The sequence below is a fragment of the Bacillus siamensis KCTC 13613 genome (genome assembly GCF_000262045.1).
Classification (GTDB): Bacteria; Bacillota; Bacilli; order Bacillales; family Bacillaceae; genus Bacillus; species Bacillus siamensis.
This window is the reverse complement of record NZ_AJVF01000013.1, coordinates 532962-554716: the sequence shown is the minus strand read 5'-3', so window position 1 is coordinate 554716 and position 21755 is coordinate 532962. Positions and strand designations below refer to the sequence as shown.

The 21755-nt window shown below is 45.1% G+C and carries 19 protein-coding genes; 16 read left to right on the top strand and 3 right to left on the bottom strand.

Going from position 1 to position 21755, the window contains the following annotated elements:
- The first annotated feature begins 166 nt into the window (after nt 1–166).
- The 5 genes from Y79_RS0102830 to Y79_RS0102810 all read left to right on the top strand — a co-directional run bounded on the left by Y79_RS0102830 (nt 167) and on the right by Y79_RS0102810 (nt 6165).
- Nucleotides 167–790, top strand: coding sequence for a cell wall hydrolase (locus tag Y79_RS0102830; RefSeq protein ID WP_016936330.1), 624 nt, complete (start codon nt 167–169; stop codon nt 788–790).
- A gap of 112 nt (nt 791–902) precedes the next feature.
- On the top strand, nt 903–2243 hold the full coding sequence (locus Y79_RS0102825; RefSeq protein WP_016936329.1) for a polysaccharide biosynthesis protein: 1341 nt from the start codon (nt 903–905) through the stop codon (nt 2241–2243).
- A gap of 62 nt (nt 2244–2305) precedes the next feature.
- Nucleotides 2306–2800 (top strand): endospore biogenesis thiol-disulfide oxidoreductase StoA, encoded by a 495-nt coding sequence (stoA, locus tag Y79_RS0102820; protein ID WP_016936328.1) that lies wholly within the window; start codon nt 2306–2308, stop codon nt 2798–2800.
- Nucleotides 2801–3043: 243 nt separating this feature from the next.
- Nucleotides 3044–4957, top strand: coding sequence for a heavy metal translocating P-type ATPase (locus tag Y79_RS0102815; protein WP_016936327.1), 1914 nt, complete (start codon nt 3044–3046; stop codon nt 4955–4957).
- A gap of 113 nt (nt 4958–5070) precedes the next feature.
- Nucleotides 5071–6165 carry a M24 family metallopeptidase gene (locus Y79_RS0102810; protein ID WP_016936326.1) on the top strand — a complete coding sequence of 365 codons (1095 nt, stop codon included), beginning with the start codon at nt 5071–5073 and terminating at the stop codon, nt 6163–6165.
- 58 nt (nt 6166–6223) lie between these two features.
- On the opposite strand, the gene Y79_RS1000000121815 is transcribed toward Y79_RS0102810, so the two are convergent.
- On the bottom strand, nt 6224–6349 hold the full coding sequence (locus Y79_RS1000000121815) for a hypothetical protein (protein ID WP_016936325.1): 126 nt from the start codon (nt 6347–6349) through the stop codon (nt 6224–6226).
- Between the two features lie 98 nt (nt 6350–6447).
- On the opposite strand from Y79_RS1000000121815, the gene Y79_RS0102800 reads away from it, so the two are divergent.
- The 10 genes from Y79_RS0102800 to Y79_RS1000000121915 all read left to right on the top strand — a co-directional run bounded on the left by Y79_RS0102800 (nt 6448) and on the right by Y79_RS1000000121915 (nt 17294).
- On the top strand, nt 6448–7413 hold the full coding sequence (locus Y79_RS0102800) for a LacI family DNA-binding transcriptional regulator (protein ID WP_016936324.1): 966 nt from the start codon (nt 6448–6450) through the stop codon (nt 7411–7413).
- Between the two features lie 50 nt (nt 7414–7463).
- Nucleotides 7464–8330, top strand: a complete 867-nt coding sequence (gene glcT, locus Y79_RS0102795; RefSeq protein WP_016936323.1) for a glucose PTS transporter transcription antiterminator GlcT — start codon at nt 7464–7466, stop codon at nt 8328–8330.
- A gap of 230 nt (nt 8331–8560) precedes the next feature.
- The gene (gene ptsG / locus Y79_RS0102790) at nt 8561–10657 is read left to right on the top strand and encodes a glucose-specific PTS transporter subunit IIBC (RefSeq protein ID WP_016936322.1); all 2097 of its coding nucleotides are present in this window, start codon (nt 8561–8563) and stop codon (nt 10655–10657) included.
- Between the two features lie 96 nt (nt 10658–10753).
- Nucleotides 10754–11020 carry a phosphocarrier protein HPr gene (locus tag Y79_RS0102785; RefSeq protein WP_010334034.1) on the top strand — a complete coding sequence of 89 codons (267 nt, stop codon included), beginning with the start codon at nt 10754–10756 and terminating at the stop codon, nt 11018–11020.
- Nucleotides 11020–12735 (top strand): phosphoenolpyruvate--protein phosphotransferase, encoded by a 1716-nt coding sequence (ptsP, locus tag Y79_RS0102780; RefSeq protein WP_013352056.1) that lies wholly within the window; start codon nt 11020–11022, stop codon nt 12733–12735. Before Y79_RS0102785 ends, ptsP begins: the two co-directional genes overlap by 1 nt.
- Before the next feature lie 87 nt (nt 12736–12822).
- Nucleotides 12823–13062 (top strand): splAB operon transcriptional regulator SplA, encoded by a 240-nt coding sequence (gene splA, locus Y79_RS0102775; RefSeq protein WP_016936321.1) that lies wholly within the window; start codon nt 12823–12825, stop codon nt 13060–13062.
- A gap of 84 nt (nt 13063–13146) precedes the next feature.
- Entirely contained in the window at nt 13147–14175 is a 1029-nt protein-coding gene (gene splB / locus Y79_RS0102770) for a spore photoproduct lyase (RefSeq protein ID WP_016936320.1), read from the top strand.
- 127 nt (nt 14176–14302) lie between these two features.
- Nucleotides 14303–16270, top strand: a complete 1968-nt coding sequence (locus Y79_RS0102765) for a methyl-accepting chemotaxis protein (RefSeq protein ID WP_016936319.1) — start codon at nt 14303–14305, stop codon at nt 16268–16270.
- A 79-nt stretch (nt 16271–16349) separates the two neighbouring features.
- Nucleotides 16350–17216 (top strand): NAD(P)-dependent oxidoreductase, encoded by an 867-nt coding sequence (locus Y79_RS0102760; RefSeq protein ID WP_016936318.1) that lies wholly within the window; start codon nt 16350–16352, stop codon nt 17214–17216.
- A gap of 6 nt (nt 17217–17222) precedes the next feature.
- Nucleotides 17223–17294 carry an ATP-dependent Clp protease proteolytic subunit gene (locus Y79_RS1000000121915; RefSeq protein WP_349816684.1) on the top strand — a complete coding sequence of 24 codons (72 nt, stop codon included), beginning with the start codon at nt 17223–17225 and terminating at the stop codon, nt 17292–17294.
- A 476-nt stretch (nt 17295–17770) separates the two neighbouring features.
- On the opposite strand, the gene Y79_RS0102755 is transcribed toward Y79_RS1000000121915, so the two are convergent.
- Both Y79_RS0102755 and Y79_RS0102750 read right to left on the bottom strand, forming a co-directional pair.
- Nucleotides 17771–18163 carry a hypothetical protein gene (locus tag Y79_RS0102755; protein WP_016936317.1) on the bottom strand — a complete coding sequence of 131 codons (393 nt, stop codon included), beginning with the start codon at nt 18161–18163 and terminating at the stop codon, nt 17771–17773.
- Nucleotides 18164–18465: 302 nt separating this feature from the next.
- Nucleotides 18466–19239, bottom strand: coding sequence for a CAP domain-containing protein (locus Y79_RS0102750; protein WP_016936316.1), 774 nt, complete (start codon nt 19237–19239; stop codon nt 18466–18468).
- A 340-nt stretch (nt 19240–19579) separates the two neighbouring features.
- On the opposite strand from Y79_RS0102750, the gene Y79_RS0102745 reads away from it, so the two are divergent.
- Nucleotides 19580–21712: a peptidoglycan D,D-transpeptidase FtsI family protein gene (locus tag Y79_RS0102745; RefSeq protein ID WP_016936315.1), complete on the top strand. Its 2133-nt coding sequence runs from the start codon at nt 19580–19582 to the stop codon at nt 21710–21712.
- Nucleotides 21713–21755: the final 43 nt, after the last annotated feature.

The window sequence follows — 21755 nt, the reverse complement described above, 5'->3', positions numbered from 1 at the left end:
TAATTTGGTTAATGTTGTGAAAATGACGGCCGTTTTTCTGCCAATAATAAGGCCGTTAACGAACTTCTTCCATCATAAAAGCTGATTGGGAGTGTTGGAAAATCTTTAACCGTGAATTTGCGCACTGCTCTTGTTAAGGTAGTGAAGTATTTAAGGAGGAAAGCGTATGACGACAAAATTTGCTGCCTTGGCTGTCTTTTTTCTTTGTTTTATGCCTGCAACAAAAATTGAACATACAGAAGCTCTGTTTACTTTAGCGAAGAAGCCAAAGCAAGAATCCAGCACACTGGTTGCTGATTTAAATAGAAATAGTTCGGTTCCGAAGTTTTCAAAAACTGACCAGAAGCATTCGATCCATCTGATAAAGCTGTCATCTCATCTTGAGCAGAAAGCCAAACCGGAGAAAACGGCTTATCAGCCGCCGAAAAAGACGTATTCCAGTGCCGACAGGGAACTTCTGTCACGTCTCGTTCACGCAGAAGCGAAGGGTGAGTCTTATAAAGGAAAGGTCGCGGTAGCCAGCGTCGTGCTGAACCGGACTGAAAAGAAAGGCTTCCCGGATACCATTCGGGGTGTGATTTATCAAAGGAATGCATTTGAACCGGTAGCAAACGGAAGCATTAATCAAAAGCCGGATAAGGATTCCATCGCCGCCGCAAATGAGGCGCTTAACCATCCGGGCAGAGAAACGAACGCATTGTTTTTCTACAATCCGAAAACAGCTTCTGACCATTGGATCCGTTCCCGAAAAATTATCGAACGGATCGGCAGACACGTATTTGCTATGTAAGCATAGCGGGACAAATATCCCGGCTATGCTTTTTTCAATTTTAAGAAATCGAAAATATTTTCAGAACTTGTCTCATATGATGATGAAAGAACGAGAGACAAGGAGAGACACCATGAATCGATTTGTGAAAGGGATCATTCTTTTATCCATCGCCGCCTTTTTCGCTGAATGTCTGGAATTTGTCGTGAATATGATACTGGCGCGGGAGCTTGGCGAGCATGGGATGGGGCTTTACATGAGCATTCTGCCCACCATTTTTCTCATTATCGTGATCGCCAGTCTGGAGCTTCCGATCTCCATCTCAAAATTCATCGCGGAATCCAATCAGAAGCTGCATGAAAGCATGCTCCGGCATGCCTTCAGAATGACCGCCGTATTTACCGCGTTTTCAACCGCGGCCGCAAGCATCGCGCTGCCGTTCATTCCTGTATTCGATACGTACCACCCTTTTATTAAAGGGATTGTCATCGGACTGATTCCCGTCGTCGCTTTTACATCCATCGCCAGAGGCTATTTTATGGGTGTGCAGCAGATGGGGAAAATCGCGGTTGCGAATGTTTTGAAAAAAATCATTCAAGTGCTTTGTCTGTTTATCTTTTTTCAATGGTACTCTTTTGAAATTGATATGGCCGTGCTCATTTCGTTATTTGTGCTGGTCGCAAGTGATGTCGTGGTGTTCGTATACTTGTATACGCAGTTTATTTTGGCGAGGAGGACGCTTTCCGGCCATCAGCACATCCATCTCCGCGGCAAGGATGTGCGGAAACGTCTTCTGGCGGTATCCATTCCGACAACGGGACTTCGTATTTTTCACGCGGTGACAAATGCCATTGAACCTTTTTTAGTAAAAGGAGCGCTGCTGGCCTCAGGGGCGGCCGGGGCAGCCGCGATTGATCAATACGGCATGCTTGCCGGTGTAGCGGTGACGATCGGTTCGTTTCCCGCATTTATCGCTCATTCACTGATGGTCGTCATGATTCCGAGCATTTCAGAAGCGTACGCGCTGTCTCAATATGACATTGTACTGAAACGGCTGAGACAAGCGATTTTTATTACATTCGGCTATGGCATTCCGGCAGTCTGGATCATGTTTCAGTTCGCCGGCCCGCTGACCCATTTATTTTTTCAGTCTCCGGAAGCGCAGTATTTTTTGCAGCTTTTGTGGCCGTATTTTCTTTTTCAGCTGTTTGTGATGCCGCTTCAGGCCTGTCTGATCGGCATCGGTCATGTGAAAACGGCGTTTTATCATAATGTATGGAGCAGCATTGTGGGTCTTTCGATGATGTATGTGCTTGGTTCTATGCCGAATCTGCAAATGCTCGGCATTATACTTGGCATGAATACCGGCATGATTCTTCTGACAAGTTTACATTACGCGACGATCTGCAAAGACCTCGGTGTCTCCGTGTTCCTGACCGGCGGCGGAAGAACAGCCCCCCGGATCGAGAGCTGAAAAGACTGATACATTTCAGTAAGGAGGGGCAAGCTATCCGAAACGCGTGAAAGGAAGATCTTATGCATAAAAACCGTCTTATTGCATGCGCAGTCCTTTTGATAGCTGCCTCTCTCTGGATGCCTGAAGCAAAAGCCTCATCAGAAAAACAGGCAGTTCCCGCCGTGTTTCTGATGAAGACGATTGAAGGAGACGAGATATCGGTCCCGAATAAAGGGCAGAAAACCATTTTGCATTTTTGGACATCGTGGTGTCCGCCGTGTAAAAAAGAACTGCCACAGTTTCAAACGTATTATGAACAGCATCAATCCGATGATGTAAGTCTTGTAACGGTAAATCTCATGAATGCTGAGCGAAACAAAGAGGCCGTTCAAAACTTTGTCAATCAGCACCATCTCACATTCCCGGTCGTTCTTGACTCTAAGGGCGAGCTTATGAAGGAATACGGGATCATGACGATTCCCACGTCATTTCTGCTGAATGAAAAAGGAGAAATCGAAAAAAAGATTGTCGGTCCGATGACCGCTTCACAATTAAAAGAATGGTCTGAGAAATAAAAAGGAGCGGGAGGATTACCTCCCGCTCCTTTTTTGCATATCATGAACAGCTGAAGGGATTATAATGATAATTATTATCAAAAAGAAATTAAAACAATTATAATTGAAATCTTTCGCCGGCGTGCTATAATAAAGAAAAACACCGCGATATTACTGTGAAAATGCTGCCTGTAAGGCGGCAGTTTTGCTTTTATCAGGGAAATGAAGATGATTTGCGTTCTCAATTAGAGAGGAGAATTCATAATGAATGAACAAGTGGTGACTCAAACCCATTCACAACAGCAGACTCAAGAAGAGCGGTCCGGAAAAAAGTGGCTCCAGCATGCGGAAATCATTGCGGCTCTCGTATCGGGCGCCCTTATTCTTGCAGCCTGGTTTTTCACCGAAGCAAAAGGCCTGTCCGTTACTTTGTATATCCTGGCCTTTGTGATCGGCGGATTTGCAAAAGCGAAAGAAGGAATTGAAGATACGCTGGAGACGAAGGCTTTAAATGTTGAACTGCTGATGATTTTTGCGGCTGTCGGCTCTGCCCTTATCGGGTATTGGGCGGAAGGCGCTGTTCTTATCTTTATTTTTTCGTTAAGCGGCGCGCTGGAAACGTATACGATGAATAAAAGCAGCCGTGATTTAACCTCCTTGATGAAACTGGAACCGGAGGAAGCGACCCTGCTTAAAGACGGACAGGAAAAGCGGGTGCCGGCCGCTGAACTCAAGATCGGCGACATGATCGTCATTAAGCCGGGCGAACGCGTAGCGGCAGACGGGATCATCGAGTCAGGCGCGACGAGTCTTGATGAATCGGCGCTGACGGGTGAATCGATGCCGGCGGAAAAAACAGCCGGAGATTCTGTGTTTACAGGAACGGTAAACGGAAACGGCTCTTTAACGGTCCGAGTTACGAAAACAAATGAGCAGTCTCTATTCAGAAAAATCATCCGTCTGGTGGAATCGGCTCAAAACAGCGTGTCACCGGCTCAGGCATTTATTGAGCGTTTCGAAAGTGTCTATGTAAAAGGCGTGCTTTTAGCCGTGGCTTTGCTTTTATTCGTTCCTCATTTTGCTTTAGGCTGGAGCTGGAGTGAAACCTTTTATCGGGCGATGGTGTTTATGGTGGTCGCCTCCCCGTGCGCTCTTGTCGCTTCCATTATGCCCGCTGCGCTTTCTCTTATTTCAAATGGAGCCCGCAACGGATTGTTGGTTAAAGGAAGTGTGTTTTTAGAGCAGCTGGGAAGCGTCCGGATGATTGCTTTTGACAAAACAGGCACGGTCACAAAGGGACAGCCTGCAGTTGCTGCATTCCAAGCGGCGGAACAAGTGAATGAGGATGAGGTCATGCAAGCGGTGTATGCGATTGAAAAGCAATCAAGCCACCCGCTTGCAAAGGCGATAGCTGCATTTGCCGAAAGCCGGGGCGCTGTGCCTGCAGGCCATACATCGATTGACGAGACGTCCGGGTTCGGTGTTCAGGCCGATATAGAAGGCGTCAAATGGATGATCGGAAAAGCTGGATTTGCAGGGAAAGAGGATGCAGACGCTTTTTTGAAAACAGCGGGAAATGAGTTAAAAGATAAAGGCTGTACGCTGGTTTTTGTTAAGAAAGATGACAGGATAGCGGGCTGTTTTGCGTTAAAGGATCAAATCCGGCCAGAAGCAAAAGCCGTAATGGCTGAGCTTGAATCACTCGGGATTAAAACGGCCATGCTTACCGGAGATCAGCCTGAAACAGCGGCTGCCATCGCAAAAGAGGCTGGCATGACGACGGTTGTTGCCGATTGTCTGCCTGACCAAAAGGCAGAGGAAGTAAAGAAACTGAAAGAAACATACGGCACAATCGCCATGGTCGGAGACGGCATTAATGACGCGCCCGCTCTGAAAACCGCTGACGTCGGTATTGCGATGGGAGGGGGAACGGACGTGGCTTTAGAGACGGCTGACTTGGTCCTGATGAAAAATGATCTTCATAAGCTTGTGAAAATGTGCAGGCTCTCACGGAAAATGAACCGGATTATTAAGCAGAACATCGTTTTTTCGCTCTCGGTCATCTGCCTGTTGATCTGCGCCAACTTCCTGCAGGTGATGGAACTGCCGTTTGGCGTTATCGGGCATGAAGGAAGCACGATTCTGGTCATACTGAACGGACTCAGATTATTAAAATAAACAAAACAGCCGCACATCGGGCGGCTGTTTTTTTAAATGTTCGTTCACAGCATAAACGCCGGAAAACTGATAGAATGAATAAAGAGCCACTTTGGTAAGGAGGAAAAACAAAAATGAACAGATTACAACGTGTTTCAGATTGGCTGAAAAAAGAAGGACACGATGCGGCGTTTATACATACAAAGGAAAATGTATTTTATTTGACTGATTTTTATACGGATCCGCATGAGCGGTTAATGGGATTGTTCCTGTTTCAAGAACAGGAGCCGTTTTTCGTCTGTCCGGGAATGGAAGCCGGACAAGCCCGCAGTGCCGGGTGGGAGCATGAAATTATCGGCTACGGCGATCACGAAGACCCGTGGGAGCTGATCAAAGCCGAGCTCACAAAACGAAATGTGCGCCTTGATTCCATCGCGGTTGAAAAGGATTCGATCTCGCTTTCACGTTCAGAACAACTCAAACATGCTTCAGGGGGCGCCGCGTTCGCTTCGGCAGAAGAAACGCTCAACCAATTCCGTCTCGTAAAAGATGAGAAAGAAATCAGCATTCTCAGGGAAGCGGCAAAACTTGCGGATTACGGAGTTGAAGTCGGTGTCGCAGCGCTTAAAGAGGGCGTGAGTGAAACTGAAGTGCTGGCGCAGATTGAGTTTGAGCTGAAGAAAAAAGGCGTGCAGGGCATGTCGTTTTCAACGATGGTGCTGTTCGGAGAAAAATCAGGCCAGCCTCATGGCAATCCGGGTACAGACCGTCTGAAAAAAGGCGATTTCGTTCTGTTTGACCTGGGTGTTATTCTTGACGGCTACTGCTCAGACATTACGAGAACATTCGCATACCAATCAATCAGCCCGAAACAGGAAGAGATTTACGAAACGGTGCTTAAAGCTGAAAAGGCGGCGCTTCAATTAAGCAAACCCGGTGTGAGAATCGGCGATCTTGATTTAAAAGCCCGCGGCATTATTGAAAAAGCCGGATACGGAGACTATTTCCCCCACCGCCTCGGCCACGGACTCGGGATTTCGGTTCATGAATATCCATCAATGAGCAGCGCGAACGACACGCTCCTCAAAGAAGGTATGGTGTACACGATAGAACCGGGGATTTACGTGCCGGATGTAGGCGGCGTGCGCATTGAAGACGATGTGTTTGTCACAAAAGACGGCGCCGAAGCATTAACGCAATATCCGAAAGAATTAACGATCCTGAAATAGAAAGCTTTGTGATAAAAAAGGACGGTTCTGGAACGCAGTGTCCTTTTTTATCACCTTGTTAAATGAAAAAGTCATCAAAATGCTGAAATGGTTTGATATCATGCTTTTCCCGCAGCGGCCGCATAGCAAGATAACTGCCGCCGAGTATGGCCAGACACAAACCGATTAAGCAAAGAATCCCCATCACTGTAATTCTCCTTTCAAATGAATAGGCTGTATTTGTTTTTAGCTTACTGTATGAAACGCATTCCAGATCAAGGAAAAAAAGAAAGGGGGGACGCCATGGCTACGATCAGAGACATTGCCGGCGCTGCCGGAGTTTCTGTTACAACAGTATCAAGAGTATTAAACGATCATCCTTATGTAAGCGAAGACAAAAGAAAAAGAGTGAAAAAAGCGGTACAATCGCTCGGGTATACGCGCAACATCCATGCCGTGCATTTATCCAAAGGCTTTTCCGATATGATCGGCGTTGTGCTGCCGTCGGTGAATCTTCCGTATTTTGCAGACCTTGTCGCGGGTATTGCCGAGGCTGCCGAAGCCTCAGGCGTGCATCTTTCTTTATACCAGACGGATTATCAGCAGCAAAGAGAACGCTTTGCTTTATCACAATTACAGGAGCGCCAGGTGGATGGCCTGATTATCTGCTCCAAAGCAATTTCCGATGAGCAGCTGCTTACCGTGAAAGAACCCATTATTCTCTGCCAGCACACTGATGCCGCTGAGCTGTCCTCAATCAGTAATCCGCATGGGGAAGCATTTCGGCACGGCCTGGATTATCTGATAGAAAAGGGACACCGAAAAATAGCGATCAGCCTGGCCAGAAAAAAGGGAAAAAACAGTCAAGTCCGCATTGCCGCATACAAAGAGGCGCTGAAGAAGATCGGCCGGCCTTACAGGGAAGAGCTGGTTGTGGAAAAGGCGCTGACGCTGCTTGACGGGAAAGCCCTTTTTCACAGATGGAAGAGCTGGGATGACAAACCGACTGCGCTGTTTGCGGCGAATGATCAAGTATCCGCCGGTCTTTACCTTGAAGCCAAGGCAAACGGGACGCGCATTCCGGAAGAGCTGGCGATTTTGAGCATCGACAATCACGCTATCAGCAAGATGTTAGGTATTTCCACAATAGATATACAAACGAAAGAAATGGGAAAGCAGGCTTTTCACATGCTTAAGAATCGGATCAGCGGCGGGCCTCCGGCAAGGAAGATTCTTGATTACCGTCTTATTGAACGATCAACCGTCTAAAAAAAGAATTGACGCGCTTTCTGTTCGTTTTGTACGATATGAGGTATTGAATGACAAAGGAGCTGAGGATCATGAAGGGGTCCTTTACAGTTGAGAAGGTATTAAATAACAATGTGCTGATCGCAACACATGATAGATACAGTGAGGTCGTCTTGATCGGAAAAGGAATCGGCTTTGGAAAAAAACAAGCGGATGTCATTGAAGATAAAGGGTATGACAAGATGTTCATCTTAAAGGATGAAAAAGAACAAAAACAATTTAAAAAGCTCCTCGGTTATGTGGACGAGACACTTGTCGACATCTCCAATGACGTCATTTATCATATCAGGAACCGAACAAGCCAACCGTTAAATGAACATATCCATATTGCGCTGACGGATCATATCGCCTTTGCGGTAAAGCGGCTGCAGCAGGGCTTTGACATTAAAAACCCTTTTCTTATGGAAACCGAAACGCTTTATCCGGAAGAATTTCAGATTGCCCGTGAAGTCGTCGGCATGATTAATGAAAAGACTGGAATCTGCCTTCCGGAAGGGGAGATCGGCTTTATCGCTCTTCATATCCACTCCGCCCTGACGAATCGGTCCCTTTCAGAGGTCAACCAGCATTCGCAGCTGATGTCCCGGCTCGTTCAGGTGATAGAGGAATCTTTCCAAATGAAAGTCAATAAAGAAAGCGTCCACTATTTGCGGCTGATCCGGCATATCAGATTTACCATAGATAGGATTAAACGGGAAGAGCAGACAAAAGAACCAGAAAAGTTAATGTTATTATTGAAAAATGAATACCCGCTATGCTACAATACTGCTTGGAAACTGATAAAAATCTTACAGCAAATGCTGAAAAAACCAGTTCATGAGGCGGAAGCGGTTTATCTCACGCTTCATCTGTACCGATTAACCAATAAAATTTCATAATTTCAGTTGAGACCTTTAAAAACGTGTCACTGATTCGATCAGGCATGAGTGATTGAGGGTAAAAAACGGGAAGAACGGCCCCGTTATTTTGCACACCCTTTTTTACTCATGCTTTTTGTTGTGTAAAAGGGCAAATGTAAACGGTTAAACTGAAGACTTGCGCCTGTGAATTCGTTGTCATGAATTTTCGCTGTAAGGTCACACTAGCTAACAGGGGAGGTACATTCTTTATGTTTAAAGCATTATTCGGCGTTCTCCAAAAAATCGGCCGTGCTCTTATGCTTCCGGTTGCGATTTTACCGGCTGCGGGGATCTTGCTTGCGTTAGGGAATGCCATGCAGAACAAAGATATGATCCAAGTCATGCATTTCTTAAGCAATGATAACGTTCAGCTTGTGGCGAACGTCATGGAAAGCGCCGGCCAAATCGTATTTGACAACCTGCCGCTTCTTTTTGCAGTAGGGGTTGCGATCGGTCTTGCGAATGGAGACGGTGTTGCCGGAATCGCGGCCATTATCGGATACTTGGTCATGAACGTATCCATGAGCGCCGTGCTTATGGCAAACGGCAGTATTCCGTCTGACAAAATTGAACGCGCTAAGTTTTTTGCGGAAAACCATCCGGCCTATATTAACATGCTGGGGATACCGACTTTGGCGACGGGCGTGTTCGGCGGTATTATCGTCGGGGTTCTGGCCGCGTTATTGTTCAACAAGTTTTATAAAATTGAACTTCCGCAGTACCTCGGATTCTTTGCGGGTAAGCGGTTCGTTCCGATTATCACATCAATTTCTGCATTAATTCTCGGTCTTATTATGTTAGTAATCTGGCCTCCAATCCAGCATGGTCTGAATTCCTTCTCAACGGGACTTGTGGAAGCGAATCCAACCTTGGCGGCCTTTATTTTCGGAATGATTGAACGGTCATTGATTCCGTTCGGTCTTCATCACATTTTCTACTCGCCGTTCTGGTATGAATTTTTCAGCTATAAAGATGCCGCTGGAGACATTATCCGCGGAGATCAGCGGATTTTCATGGCTCAGATTAAAGACGGCGTACAGCTGACGGCAGGTACATTTATGACCGGGAAATATCCGTTTATGATGTTCGGCCTTCCTGCGGCAGCGCTTGCAATCTATCATGAAGCGAAGCCTGAAAAGAAAAAACTTGTAGCCGGAATCATGGGTTCTGCCGCTCTGACAAGTTTCTTAACGGGAATCACCGAGCCGCTTGAATTCTCATTCTTGTTTGTGGCTCCTATCCTGTTTGCGATTCACTGCGTATTCGCGGGGCTTTCCTTTATGGTCATGCAGCTGCTGCATGTAAAAATCGGCATGACCTTCTCAGGCGGTCTGATTGACTACTTCCTGTTCGGAATTCTGCCTAACCGGACGGCTTGGTGGCTTGTCATTCCGGTCGGCTTAGGATTAGCCCTCATATACTACTTCGGTTTCCGGTTTGCGATCAGGAAGTTCAACTTGAAAACGCCGGGCCGTGAAGAAGAAGCTGCAGATGAAGGGGCAGGCGCATCAGGCGAAGCCGGCGACCTTCCTTATGAAATCCTTCAGGCGATGGGTGATCAGCAAAACATTAAACACCTTGATGCTTGTATCACGAGACTTCGTGTTACGGTCAACGACCAGAAGAAAGTGGATAAGGCCCGCCTGAAACAGCTTGGCGCATCAGGCGTCCTTGAAGTCGGAAACAACATTCAGGCCATTTTCGGCCCGCGCTCTGATGGTTTAAAAACTCAGATGCAGGATATCATCGCTGGACGCACGCCGCGCCCTGAACCGAAAGTATCCGCACAAGAAGAAGTCAGCCAGCAGGTTGAAGAGGTTATCGCGGATCCGCTCCAAAACGAGCAGGGTGAAGAAGTGTTCGTTTCTCCGATCACCGGCGAAATCCATCCGATTACGGATGTGCCTGACCAGGTGTTCTCAGGGAAAATGATGGGTGACGGTTTTGCGATTCTTCCGGAAGAAGGAATCGTCGTATCGCCTGTCCGCGGAAAAGTGCTGAATGTTTTCCCGACAAAACATGCGATCGGCCTCCAGTCTGACGGCGGAAGAGAGATTCTGATTCATTTCGGAATCGATACAGTCAGCCTGAAAGGTGAAGGATTCACTTCTTTTGTTTCTGAGGGTGACCGGGTTGAACCGGGGCAAAAGCTGCTTGAAGTTGATCTTGAGGCGGTTAAACCTCATGTTCCTTCATTAATGACACCGATTGTCTTTACAAATCTTGCTGAGGGTGAAACGATTTCCCTTTCGGCCGAAGGTACTGTAAAACGGGAACAAAAAGATATTGTGAAAATCGGAAAATAAGCATATAAATACGCCGTGCTTGTCAGATGACAAGTACGGCTGTATGATATAATATTGTGTAGTAAAATAGCTTTAATTTAAAGGAGAATGATAATCATGGCACAAAAAACATTTAAAGTAACAGCAGATTCCGGAATCCACGCTCGTCCTGCGACAGTTCTTGTACAGACTGCAAGCAAATATGATGCTGACGTAAACTTAGAATATAACGGCAAAACAGTAAACCTTAAGTCTATCATGGGCGTTATGTCTCTAGGTATTGCTAAAGGCGCTGAAATCACAATTTCTGCTGCCGGCGCTGACGAAAACGACGCTCTTAACGCTTTAGAAGAAACAATGAAAAGCGAAGGACTCGGCGAGTAATGCAAGAATTAAAAGGAATAGGCGCTTCAGCCGGAATTGCGATTGCAAAAGCATACCGGCTTGAAGAGCCGGACTTAACGGTTGAAAAGAAAAACATTGCTGATGCTGCGGCTGAAGTAAGCCGTTTTGATGAAGCGATTGTACGTTCTAAAGAAGAGCTTGAGAAAATTAAAGAGCATGCTTTAAAAGAACTGGGACAAGACAAAGCTGATATTTTCTCCGCGCACCTTTTGGTTCTGAGTGATCCTGAGCTGTTAAACCCGGTAAAGGAAAAAATCAGCACAGATTCAGTTAATGCGGAATTCGCTTTGAAAGAAACGGCTTCCATGTTCGTGACCATGTTTGAATCAATGGATAACGAATACATGAAAGAGCGTGCGGCGGATATCCGTGACGTAACAAAACGTGTGACAGGCCACCTGCTGGGCGTGGAAATTCCGAACCCGAGCATGATCTCAGAAGAGGTTGTCATCGTGGCTGAAGATTTGACACCGTCTGATACGGCGCAATTAAACCGTCAGTTTGTAAAAGGTTTTACAACTGATATCGGCGGACGCACTTCACACTCCGCAATCATGGCCCGTTCGCTTGAAATCCCGGCTGTTGTCGGAACAAAAGCGGCTACAGGCACAATTGAAAACGGTGTTACGGTGATCGTAGACGGCATCGATGGTGATGTGATCATCGATCCTTCCAGTGAAACGTTAAAGAAATATGAAGAAAAGCACAGTGCCTACCTGGCGCAAAAAGCTGAATGGGCTAAGCTCGTCAATGAACCGACTGTTTCAAAAGACGGCCATCATGTAGAGCTTGCCGCAAACATCGGCACCCCTGATGATGTAAAAGGCGTTCTTGAAAACGGCGGAGAAGCTGTAGGGCTTTACCGTACGGAATTCCTTTACATGGGACGCGACCAGCTTCCGACAGAAGACGAGCAATTCGATGCTTATAAGACGGTTCTTGAGCGTATGGAAGGAAAATCAGTAGTCGTGCGGACATTGGATATCGGCGGCGACAAAGAGCTTCCTTACCTGCAGCTTCCTAAAGAAATGAACCCGTTTTTGGGCTACAGAGCCATCCGCCTTTGCCTTGAAGAACAAGAAATCTTCAGAACTCAGCTGCGTGCGCTGCTTCGTGCAAGTACATACGGAAACTTAAAAATCATGTTCCCGATGATTGCGACAGTAAACGAGTTTAAACAGGCGAAAGCGATTCTTCTTGAAGAAAAAGAAAAACTCGTCAAAGCCGGCGTAACGGTTTCTGACGATATTGAAGTCGGTATGATGGTAGAGATTCCGTCTACAGCCGTTATCGCAGATCAGTTTGCCACAGAAGTTGACTTCTTCAGTATCGGAACAAATGACTTGATCCAATACACAATGGCTGCTGACCGCATGAACGAGCGCGTGGCTTATCTGTATCAGCCATACAATCCGGCGATTCTCCGTCTTATCACGCTTGTCATTGAAGCCGCTCACAAAGAGGGCAAATGGGTCGGCATGTGCGGAGAAATGGCAGGAGACGAAATTGCGATTCCGATTCTTCTCGGCTTAGGCTTAGATGAGTTCTCAATGAGCGCTACATCCATCCTTCCGGCAAGAACGCAGATCAGCAAGCTTTCTAAAAAAGAAGCTGAATCATTCAAAGAAACAATCTTGTCTATGAGCACGACTGAAGAGGTTGTCGCATTCGTTAAAGAAACTTTCAATAAGTAATACAACAGCCAGACGGTGTAAGCCGTCTGGTTTTTTTCATATTCGGAAAAAAGGGGGGAACAATAACTTTCAACAGGAGGGATTATCATGACAAAATCATTTGGAGCGGGGGATACGGTCTACGTCATTTACCGCAATCCGCATGCCGCCAATGTTGCCCATATTAAAGAGGCGGAGATCGTTCATCACCCATACCATGAGGGGGAACTGTCTCTATTTTTACACGAAACCTATCATCCGCTGGCCGAAGATGATGCGGTCTTTTCGACATATGAAGAAGCGGAAGCGCTTTACAGCGAGCTTTTTGAAGAAGACCGGCACCACTGATCAAAGGAAATGTTTACAACGCATATTCACTCTCTTTTGGACGGAAAGTAACAACATGAGACTATGTAAAGGGAGTGTCTGTCTATGCTGAAGCCGTTTGTTCCCCAGCTTGTTTATATTGAACCGCGAGCGCTCGAATACCCGTTAGGACAAGAGCTGAAACATAAGTTTGAAAACATGGGGCTTGAAATCAGAGAAACGACCTCGCATAATCAAGTCCGGAATATTCCGGGGAAAAATCATTTGCAGCAATACCGGAACGCGAAATCAACCTTGGTGATCGGCGTCCGGAAAACATTGAAATTCGATTCTTCAAAGCCATCCGCCGAATATGCCATTCCGTTTGCGACGGGCTGTATGGGGCATTGCCACTATTGCTATCTGCAGACGACGATGGGGTCAAAGCCTTACATCCGGACATATGTCAATGTGGAAGAGATTCTGGACCAGGCTGATGAGTATATGAAAGAACGGGCGCCGGACTTTACAAGATTTGAAGCCTCTTGTACGTCTGATATCGTCGGAATTGATCATTTGACACATACATTAAAAAGAGCCATTGAGCATTTCGGACAAAGCGAATTGGGAAAGCTCAGATTTGTGACCAAATTTCATCATGTCGATCACTTGCTTGATGCGAAGCATAACGGAAAGACAAGATTCAGATTCAGCATCAATGCGGATTATGTCATTAAAAACTTTGAACCGGGAACTTCTCCGCTCGACAAACGGATTGAAGCCGCTGTCAAAGTCGCTAAAGCGGGCTATCCGCTCGGCTTCATCGTGGCGCCCATTTATATTCATGATGGCTGGGAGGAAGGCTATAAGGAACTGTTTGAGAAGCTGGATGCGGCACTTGATGAAGATGTCCGGCATGACATTACCTTTGAACTGATCCAGCACCGTTTTACAAAACCGGCCAAACGGGTGATCGAGAAGAACTATCCGAAAACAAAGCTTGAGCTGGATGAAGAAAAGCGAAGGTACAAATGGGGGCGTTACGGAATCGGCAAATATATATACCAAAAGGACGAAGAACATACCTTAAGGGAAACGCTTGAGTCTTATATCGAAACCTATTTTCCGAAAGCGAAAATCGAATATTTTACGTAAGGCGGAGCTGTCGGCATGACGGCTCTTTTTTTTGCTGCGTCAAATGACGGAAATTTTTGATATTTATTTCAAGGTTTATTCATTTTCTTGGCCGAAAGACCGATATAACTCTCAGGAGGGGATGGTTATGTTTAAAAAAATGCATATCAAAATTGCTGTGTTTGTATCGGCAATGCTTATCGTAACGGTTGTTTTTTTAACGGTATCTTCATATTTGACATTAAAGCCGATGATGACAGATGAAGCAAAACGCACGACAGAAAATGTCACCAATTCACTCGGTCAGAACATTGAGCTTCAGCTGAAAAATGATGAGACTGTATTATTGAGATTAGCAGGCGGTGAATTGTCCCGCACGTTTTTAACAGATGGGAATAAAGAAACCGCGCGGCTCTTTAACGATGAGTTAAAGCAGATCGGGCAGAATGACAAATATGTCGCGCTTGCATACGTCGGAACCGCAGACAAACAAATGTTTACATATCCGAAGGCTGACTTTGCCAAAGACTATGATCCGACAAATAGAACGTGGTATAAAATGGCGGCCGAAAAACCCGATACGGTTGTCTGGACTGAGCCTTATAAAGATGCTGTGACAGGGGATATGATCGTGACGGCTTCAAAAGCCATTCAAAACAGCGGAACCGTCATCGGAGTGGCGAGCTTAGATTTGAAGCTGTCATCCATTCAGAGCATGGTCAATCAGCAAAAGGTTCCGTATAAAGGATTTGCGTTTTTAGCGGATGAAAACGGTTCTCTTCTGGCGCATCCTTCAAAACAGGGGAAAAATATTTCGGAAGATCAGGCGTTAAAAGACATCAGCTCAGACAAAGAAGGCATCAAAGAGCTGCAAGGGAATATGGTCGTCTATCAAACGATAAAAGAAACAGGATGGAAGGTCGGAACGCAGTTTGAAAAAGATCAGCTAATGGGAGTAGCCGACAAAATGAATACAGTGAGTATTTTTATGTCACTGATCGCTCTTGTGATTACGATCGGGCTCAGCTATTTCCTTGCGAAAACGATAACCGGGCCGATTCAGCAGCTGATCGCCAAAACAAATTCGGTCTCAGCGGGAGATTTAACCGTCCGCGCCCAGACTAAATCAAAAGATGAAGTAGGCGAATTAACAAAAGACTTTAACCAAATGGTTGAAAATATGAAAGAAATGGTCGAACAGGTCAAGACTTCTTCAGAAAAAGTGTCCGATACATCTGACCAATTAACCGTCATTTCACAAGAGACAAATGAAACGAGCGGACAAATCGCAAAAGCGATAGAGGAAGTCGCCGCCGGAGCGACTGAGCAAGCGTCAGAGGTTGAGACGATCAATGAAAAATCTGAAAATCTCTCTGTTAAAATAAGAGGAATCGCCGATCGCGCGGGCAGCATAAAACAACTCTCAAAATCTTCAGAGGACGCCAGCTACAAAGGCCTGGATGCGCTCGGCCAGCTGCTGATGAAGTCAAATGAAGCCAATTCAGAAACGAAAAAAGTAGAGGCCATGCTGACTGACCTGGAAAACCAAACGAAAAACATAGAGGAAGTCGTAACGGCAATATCCGCCATTTCGGACCAGACAAATCTCTTGGCGCTGAATGCGAGTATTGAAGCCGCAAGAGCGGGAGAAAGCGGACGGGGTTTTGCCGTCGTCGCTGAAGAAGTCCGCAAGCTTGCTGAACAATCAGCTCTTTCCTCCGGCCATATCAGTGAGACGGTCCGGCTGATTCAATCAGAGACGAAAGAAGCGTCGCACGCAATGATCGAGGCAAGCAGAATGAATGATGAACAAAACAGCGCCATTCATGAAACGGGCGAAGTGCTCAATCTGATTACGACGGAAATGCAGTCTCTCGTTCAAGGAATAGATCATATTTACAATGACATTCAAAAAATGAGTGAAGAACAAGCCGCGATACAAGAAGCGATTCAAAGCATCTCCGCCATTTCTCAAGAATCAGCGGCAGCCGCGGAAGAAGTGAATGCCTCAACTGATGAACAGCTCGTTACGCTTGAAAAAGTGAAGCAATCGACCGACATGTTAAAGAGCGCGAGCGAAGATCTGATCAGCGCCATTTCTAAATTCACCTTGTAACGCGGACTCTATCAGCCTGTCATATGGTAATATAGACATGAAATCGTATATATGAATCGCAGCAGGGGAGGAAAGCGCAGTGAACAAAACAGTCGGATTTATCGGTTTAGGTGTCATGGGAAACAGTATGGCATCGCACATTTTAGAAGCGGGCTATCCCGTTTTAGTCTACACGCGTACGAAACAAAAAGCGGAAGAGATTCTGAATAAGGGAGCGGTCTGGCAGGAGACGGTCAAAGACCTTTCGGAGAAAGCTGACATCATTATTACCATGGTCGGCTATCCGAGTGATGTCGAGGAAATCTATCTCGGTGAAAACGGCATTCTCCGTCATGCAAAAGAAGGGGCGTTTGTCATTGACATGACGACATCAAAACCGTCTCTGGCGAAGAAGATTGCGGAGAAAGCCAAAGAAAAATCGATTCACGCCCTGGATGCACCCGTTTCCGGCGGTGACATCGGCGCCCAAAACGGAACGCTTGCCATTATGGCCGGAGGAGAAAAAGAAGCGTTTGAAGCATGTCTGCCGCTTTTCTCCGTAATGGGGGAAAATATTCAGTATCAAGGGCCGGCAGGGAGCGGCCAGCATACGAAAATGTGCAACCAGATCGCGATTGCAGCGGGAATGGTCGGAGTGGCTGAAGCGATGGCTTACGCTGAAAAATCCGGTCTGAACCCGGAACAAGTGCTGAAAAGCATTACAACCGGAGCTGCCGGAAGCTGGTCATTGTCCAACCTCGCTCCCCGTATGCTGAAAGGCGATTTTGCGCCCGGCTTCTACGTGAAACACTTTATTAAAGACATGGGAATTGCTCTTGAAGAAGCGGAGCTCATGGGAGAAGAAATGCCTGGATTGTCGTTGGCCAAATCATTATACGACAAGCTTTCCGCGCAAGGAGAAGAAAACAGCGGAACTCAAAGCATTTATAAGCTTTGGGTGAAATAAAAAAGATTGCCCGAACGCGACTATTTTATGGATGCTGAGGAAGCGAATACTTACGGTATTGTTGGTAGTGTTTTATAAACAATGATCTGCAAATCTTGTATTCTTAGGGCCTTAATGAAGACAGGAACTTGGCAGGATAATGTATTAATGTGTATCCGTTTATAATATTCTACTGTTTGGAATCCCCCTCGTTTGTTTGATGCAGACTGTCTATTATAAATCAAAAGGGGGATTTCCGAATAATTATAAGGATTAATACAACTTTCCAACAGTAGGATGTATCATGTTTGATTCAACTATGAATTCGAGTAACCCAAATGTACATAGTAATAAATCGAGTTGATTCCCGCAATTAAAACCTAATAATTTGGCATCCAAAATTGAAATTCTATAGATTAGCCTTCTAGCAAAACTGAAAAATAAAAGAGGATGTATCGTAAAAATTCAAGAGATTTACGAAAACATCCTCGATTCAGAGATTTCATCATTACATGTTGTTTTTTGAGAATTCCAGATGAAATCAACGTTAAATCCATTTGTTAGCAATATGAATTTTAATGTTGTACAGTAATATAGTGTTTCAGTTCTCCTATATGGGTTTGAGTTCCCCAGGTCAATGCTACTTGCACATCATACTTGCCTGCTGGAATATTTTTCGTCAAAAAGCTTACTTTAAAATTGCGAACATTATGTCTATTAACATCTATATATTTGACTATATCTCCTTTTTTATTTTCAAGAAAAACTGTAACACCCCAGTTTACCTCATATTTTGAAGGCACAGTACCTGTTACGACAATAGAAGTAGCGTGTTTTGAGTAAGTATTAGCATCTGTTTGGAATTTAATTGCTCCTTTTGAAGTCATGGCTAACGCTTCTGAACTGTTTGAGAAAATCCCGAATGTCAAAAGAGCAACTGTGAATAGTGTCATTACAATTTTTTTCAACTGAAACTTCCTTTCTCCATTTTTATTTAGAAATCCATTCAATATATTACTAAATTTTGAAAAAATATTCAACGGAAAATAGGTAAATTCTACTTTTTATTATAAAAAAGTATTACTAAAGAAGTAAAGGGTAGCAAAACCATTTTAATCCTCACGTTTATGATTTTACAAAAAAGCTCCCGGCACCTCGTGCCGGGAGCTTCAAATGTTTATAAATTTATAAAGTGTTAGGCCCTTTTTTCGCCGTCTCAGCCACTTTTTCGACAGACAAAAGATTGCCCCGCGGGGCAATCTTTTTTTGTTTATTTTCCGATGAATTGCTGTGTCCAGATGTTTCCTGATTCTACATAACCGACACCGATTTGAGTGAACTCAGGATTCAGGATGTTCTTTCTGTGGCCTTCACTGTTCATCCAAGCTTTAACGACAGCTTCAGGAGTCGGCTGCCCTTTGGCGATATTTTCACCGGCAGTTTTATAAGTGATTCCGAAAGATTTCATCATATCGAAAGGTGAACCGTAAGTCGGACTTTGGTGATCGAAATAGTTTTTGTCTTTCATATCTTGTGATTTTGCGTGAGCTGATTTGCTTAGTTTATCATCAATCTGCAGAGGTTTTAAGCCTTGCTTTTGTCTCTCTGCGTTTGTCAATTCAACGACTTTCTTTTCATACGCACTGACAGATGAAGGAGTTTTCTCGCTGCTGTTGTTTGTGTTATCTGTCTGTTTTGCATTGTCAGCCGTCTGGTTTTGATCGGCTTTCGGTTTTTCAGCAGCTGCCGGAGCTTTTGCAGGTGTTTCTTTTTGAACGTCTTTAACTGTCATATCGGAATGCTTTGCGTGTTTTTGCAGCTGCTGTTTCAGTTCTTTCTCATTTTTAAAGCTCAGCTGTTTCGCGCTCTTTTTCATATGTAGTTTTTCAACAGCCTCTTGAAGAGTCAGATGCTGTACGGTGTTTCCTTTTTTCACAGTAACGACGTGCTGGCATGACAGCTCTTTGGCAGATGCCTGCTGAATGCCTCCGAATGTAATCAAACTGACTGCCGCGGCGGCAGATAAGAGAAATGCTTTCTTCATAAGTTTATAGCCTCCCAGAGAAGTTGTTTTTTTCTACATGAAAAATCTTATCACAGCTTTTTTGTCATAATGCAGGCATTCATTTCCTTTGACAACAAACTCTTGTCATAATTGTAATTGAGCATAGAAAAATGGCTTTATATCAGGAGAAACGATCTGTATTTATATTTTAAAATCCGTTACATTACTTCAAGTTATTTGAAGTGTTAGATATTTTTTAAGATAATTTGATCTTGACAGTTTTTTTTACCTGTTTTCGCTGTAACAACTTTTACAAAAATGTTACAATTAAAATCTGTTTATGTAAATATATTCAATGATTTGAGAGGTGTAACAGAAAGTGGCTGAAGTCGCGCGTGAACCAAAGAAAAAAACGAAACGTTACAGAGCGCTGAGAATGAATCTCTATTTTTTAGTTGTTTTCCTTCTCTTTACGGCACTGATTTTTAAACTCGGCATCGTCCAGATTGTCGAAGGGGATAAACACCGCCAGAATGCGGAGAAGGCAAATGCAAAAACCGCCTATTACCCGACACCGCGGGGAAAGATGTATGACAAGCGGAACAGGGTGGCGGTTGATAACCAGGCTGTGCCTGAAATTGTATACGTTTCTACCTCAAAAACCTCGGCAAAGGACAAATTGAAAACGGCAAAAAATCTCGCCGCACTGATCCATATTGATACTGAATTTATGAAGGATCGAAATATCATTGATTACTGGCTTGCCGCACATCCGAAGAAGGCGGAAAAGCTTATGAAGGATTCAGAAAACAGCCTGAAATCCCAAGAAGTGTACAAACGCCAGATTGAACGCGTCCCGAAGCAGGAGATTGATGCGATCAAAAAAGATAAAAAAGAGCTGCAAATTGCGGCGATTTATACGCGTTTTTCAAGCGGCAACGCCTATCAGCCGCAAGTCGTCAAATCAATGGACCCGAATAAGCTGAACGGAAACGGAAACAGCGGTTCACTGCTTGACGAACATGACAACAACAAGCAAAAACCGAAAAGCGACCTGACATATGAAGAAGTTTCCGTCGTATCCGAACACCTGAAAGAGCTCCCCGGCATTGACGTAATCAATGACTGGACACGGAAATATCCGTACGACAAAACGCTGTACTCTCTGTTCGGCGGTGTGACGACACCGGAACAGGGATTGTTAGGCGAACGGAAAGATTATTACGTCACAAGAGGCTACTCACTGAATGACCGGGTGGGAAAAAGCTACATCGAATATCAGTATGAAGACTATTTAAACGCACATAAAGAAAAAGTAGAGTATGTGGAAAACAGCAAAGGTGAAGTCGTCAGCCAAAAGCCCGTCGATGAAGGCAGCAGGGGCTACGATCTGCAGCTCTCGCTCGATATGGAATTACAATCGAAAGTCGAAAAAGTCATTGAAAAAGAGCTGAGAAGAAGCCGCGCCGCAGGCAACTATATGGTTGATAGAGGATTTGCCGTCATGATGGACCCGAACAACGGGGATATTCTCTCAATGGCGGGGAAACGCATTGATCTCGAAACAAATAAAATACAGGATTTTGCGATCGGAGCATTTACGACCCAATATGAGATGGGCTCTGCTGTTAAAGGAGCGACTGTTCTCGCAGGTTACCAAAGCGGCCTCCCGCATTATAAAACGTTTGTCGATGCACCGCTTAAGTTTAAAGACGGCACGGAAAAGCAATCGTGGACACAAATGGGGACCATTACTGAGCTTACCGCGCTGCAAAGAAGTTCAAACATATATATGTTTCATGTGGCCATGCATATAGCCGGCATTACCTACATCCCGAACGGCACGCTGCCTGCCGGGTTAGACGATATTAAAAAAATGCGCAACTACTACGCCCAATTCGGCCTGGGTGTGAAAACCGGGATTGACCTTCCTCAGGAATCAGCGGGAATGCAGTCAAATCCGCAATTGGTCGGGGGATTGCTGCTGGATTTTGCGATCGGACAGTTTGATACGTATACGCCGCTTCAAATGGCTCAATATATTTCAGCCATCGCAAACGGCGGGTATCGCGTCCAGCCGCGGATCGTCACAAGCATTCATGAACCGGACAGCAAAAACAAAATTGGAAAAGCGATTGAACAGCGAGATATTAAAATTTTGAACAAAGTAAATAACAGCCCGAGCGATTTTGACCAAGTTCATAAAGGAATGAAGTTGGTCACAAGCTCACCTCAAGGAACGGCTTATTCAACATTCCAAGGTTCAGGCGCCGATGTTTCCGGTAAAACGGGAACCGCGGAGACGCACTATTACGGCACGAACAAAAACTGGTGGGGGAAATACACGTATAACCTGACCTTTGTCGGCTATTATCCGTCAGAACATCCACGAGTGGCATTCAGCGTTGTCGTTCCGTCTGTTCAGGATGATCACGATCATGTCAGCAAAAACATTGCCAAAGGAGCAATTGACGCTTACAAAGAACTTGAAAAGAAATACAATAAAAAATAACAAATGAAAGGGCGGCCGAACATCTCGTGCGCCCTTTCTTTCA

Coding starts and splice junctions, on each gene's coding strand:
- ptsG (WP_016936322.1), top strand. CDS start 8,561: ATGTTTAAAGCATTATTCGGCGTTCTCCAAAAAATCGGCCGTGCTCTT.
- Y79_RS1000000121815 (WP_016936325.1), bottom strand. CDS start 6,349: ATGGGGATTCTTTGCTTAATCGGTTTGTGTCTGGCCATACTCGGCGGC.
- stoA (WP_016936328.1), top strand. CDS start 2,306: ATGCATAAAAACCGTCTTATTGCATGCGCAGTCCTTTTGATAGCTGCC.
- splA (WP_016936321.1), top strand. CDS start 12,823: ATGACAAAATCATTTGGAGCGGGGGATACGGTCTACGTCATTTACCGC.
- Y79_RS0102785 (WP_010334034.1), top strand. CDS start 10,754: ATGGCACAAAAAACATTTAAAGTAACAGCAGATTCCGGAATCCACGCT.
- Y79_RS0102765 (WP_016936319.1), top strand. CDS start 14,303: ATGTTTAAAAAAATGCATATCAAAATTGCTGTGTTTGTATCGGCAATG.
- glcT (WP_016936323.1), top strand. CDS start 7,464: ATGACAAAGGAGCTGAGGATCATGAAGGGGTCCTTTACAGTTGAGAAG.
- Y79_RS0102810 (WP_016936326.1), top strand. CDS start 5,071: ATGAACAGATTACAACGTGTTTCAGATTGGCTGAAAAAAGAAGGACAC.
- Y79_RS0102750 (WP_016936316.1), bottom strand. CDS start 19,239: ATGAAGAAAGCATTTCTCTTATCTGCCGCCGCGGCAGTCAGTTTGATT.
- ptsP (WP_013352056.1), top strand. CDS start 11,020: ATGCAAGAATTAAAAGGAATAGGCGCTTCAGCCGGAATTGCGATTGCA.
- Y79_RS0102800 (WP_016936324.1), top strand. CDS start 6,448: ATGGCTACGATCAGAGACATTGCCGGCGCTGCCGGAGTTTCTGTTACA.
- Y79_RS0102815 (WP_016936327.1), top strand. CDS start 3,044: ATGAATGAACAAGTGGTGACTCAAACCCATTCACAACAGCAGACTCAA.
- Y79_RS0102830 (WP_016936330.1), top strand. CDS start 167: ATGACGACAAAATTTGCTGCCTTGGCTGTCTTTTTTCTTTGTTTTATG.
- Y79_RS0102825 (WP_016936329.1), top strand. CDS start 903: ATGAATCGATTTGTGAAAGGGATCATTCTTTTATCCATCGCCGCCTTT.
- splB (WP_016936320.1), top strand. CDS start 13,147: ATGCTGAAGCCGTTTGTTCCCCAGCTTGTTTATATTGAACCGCGAGCG.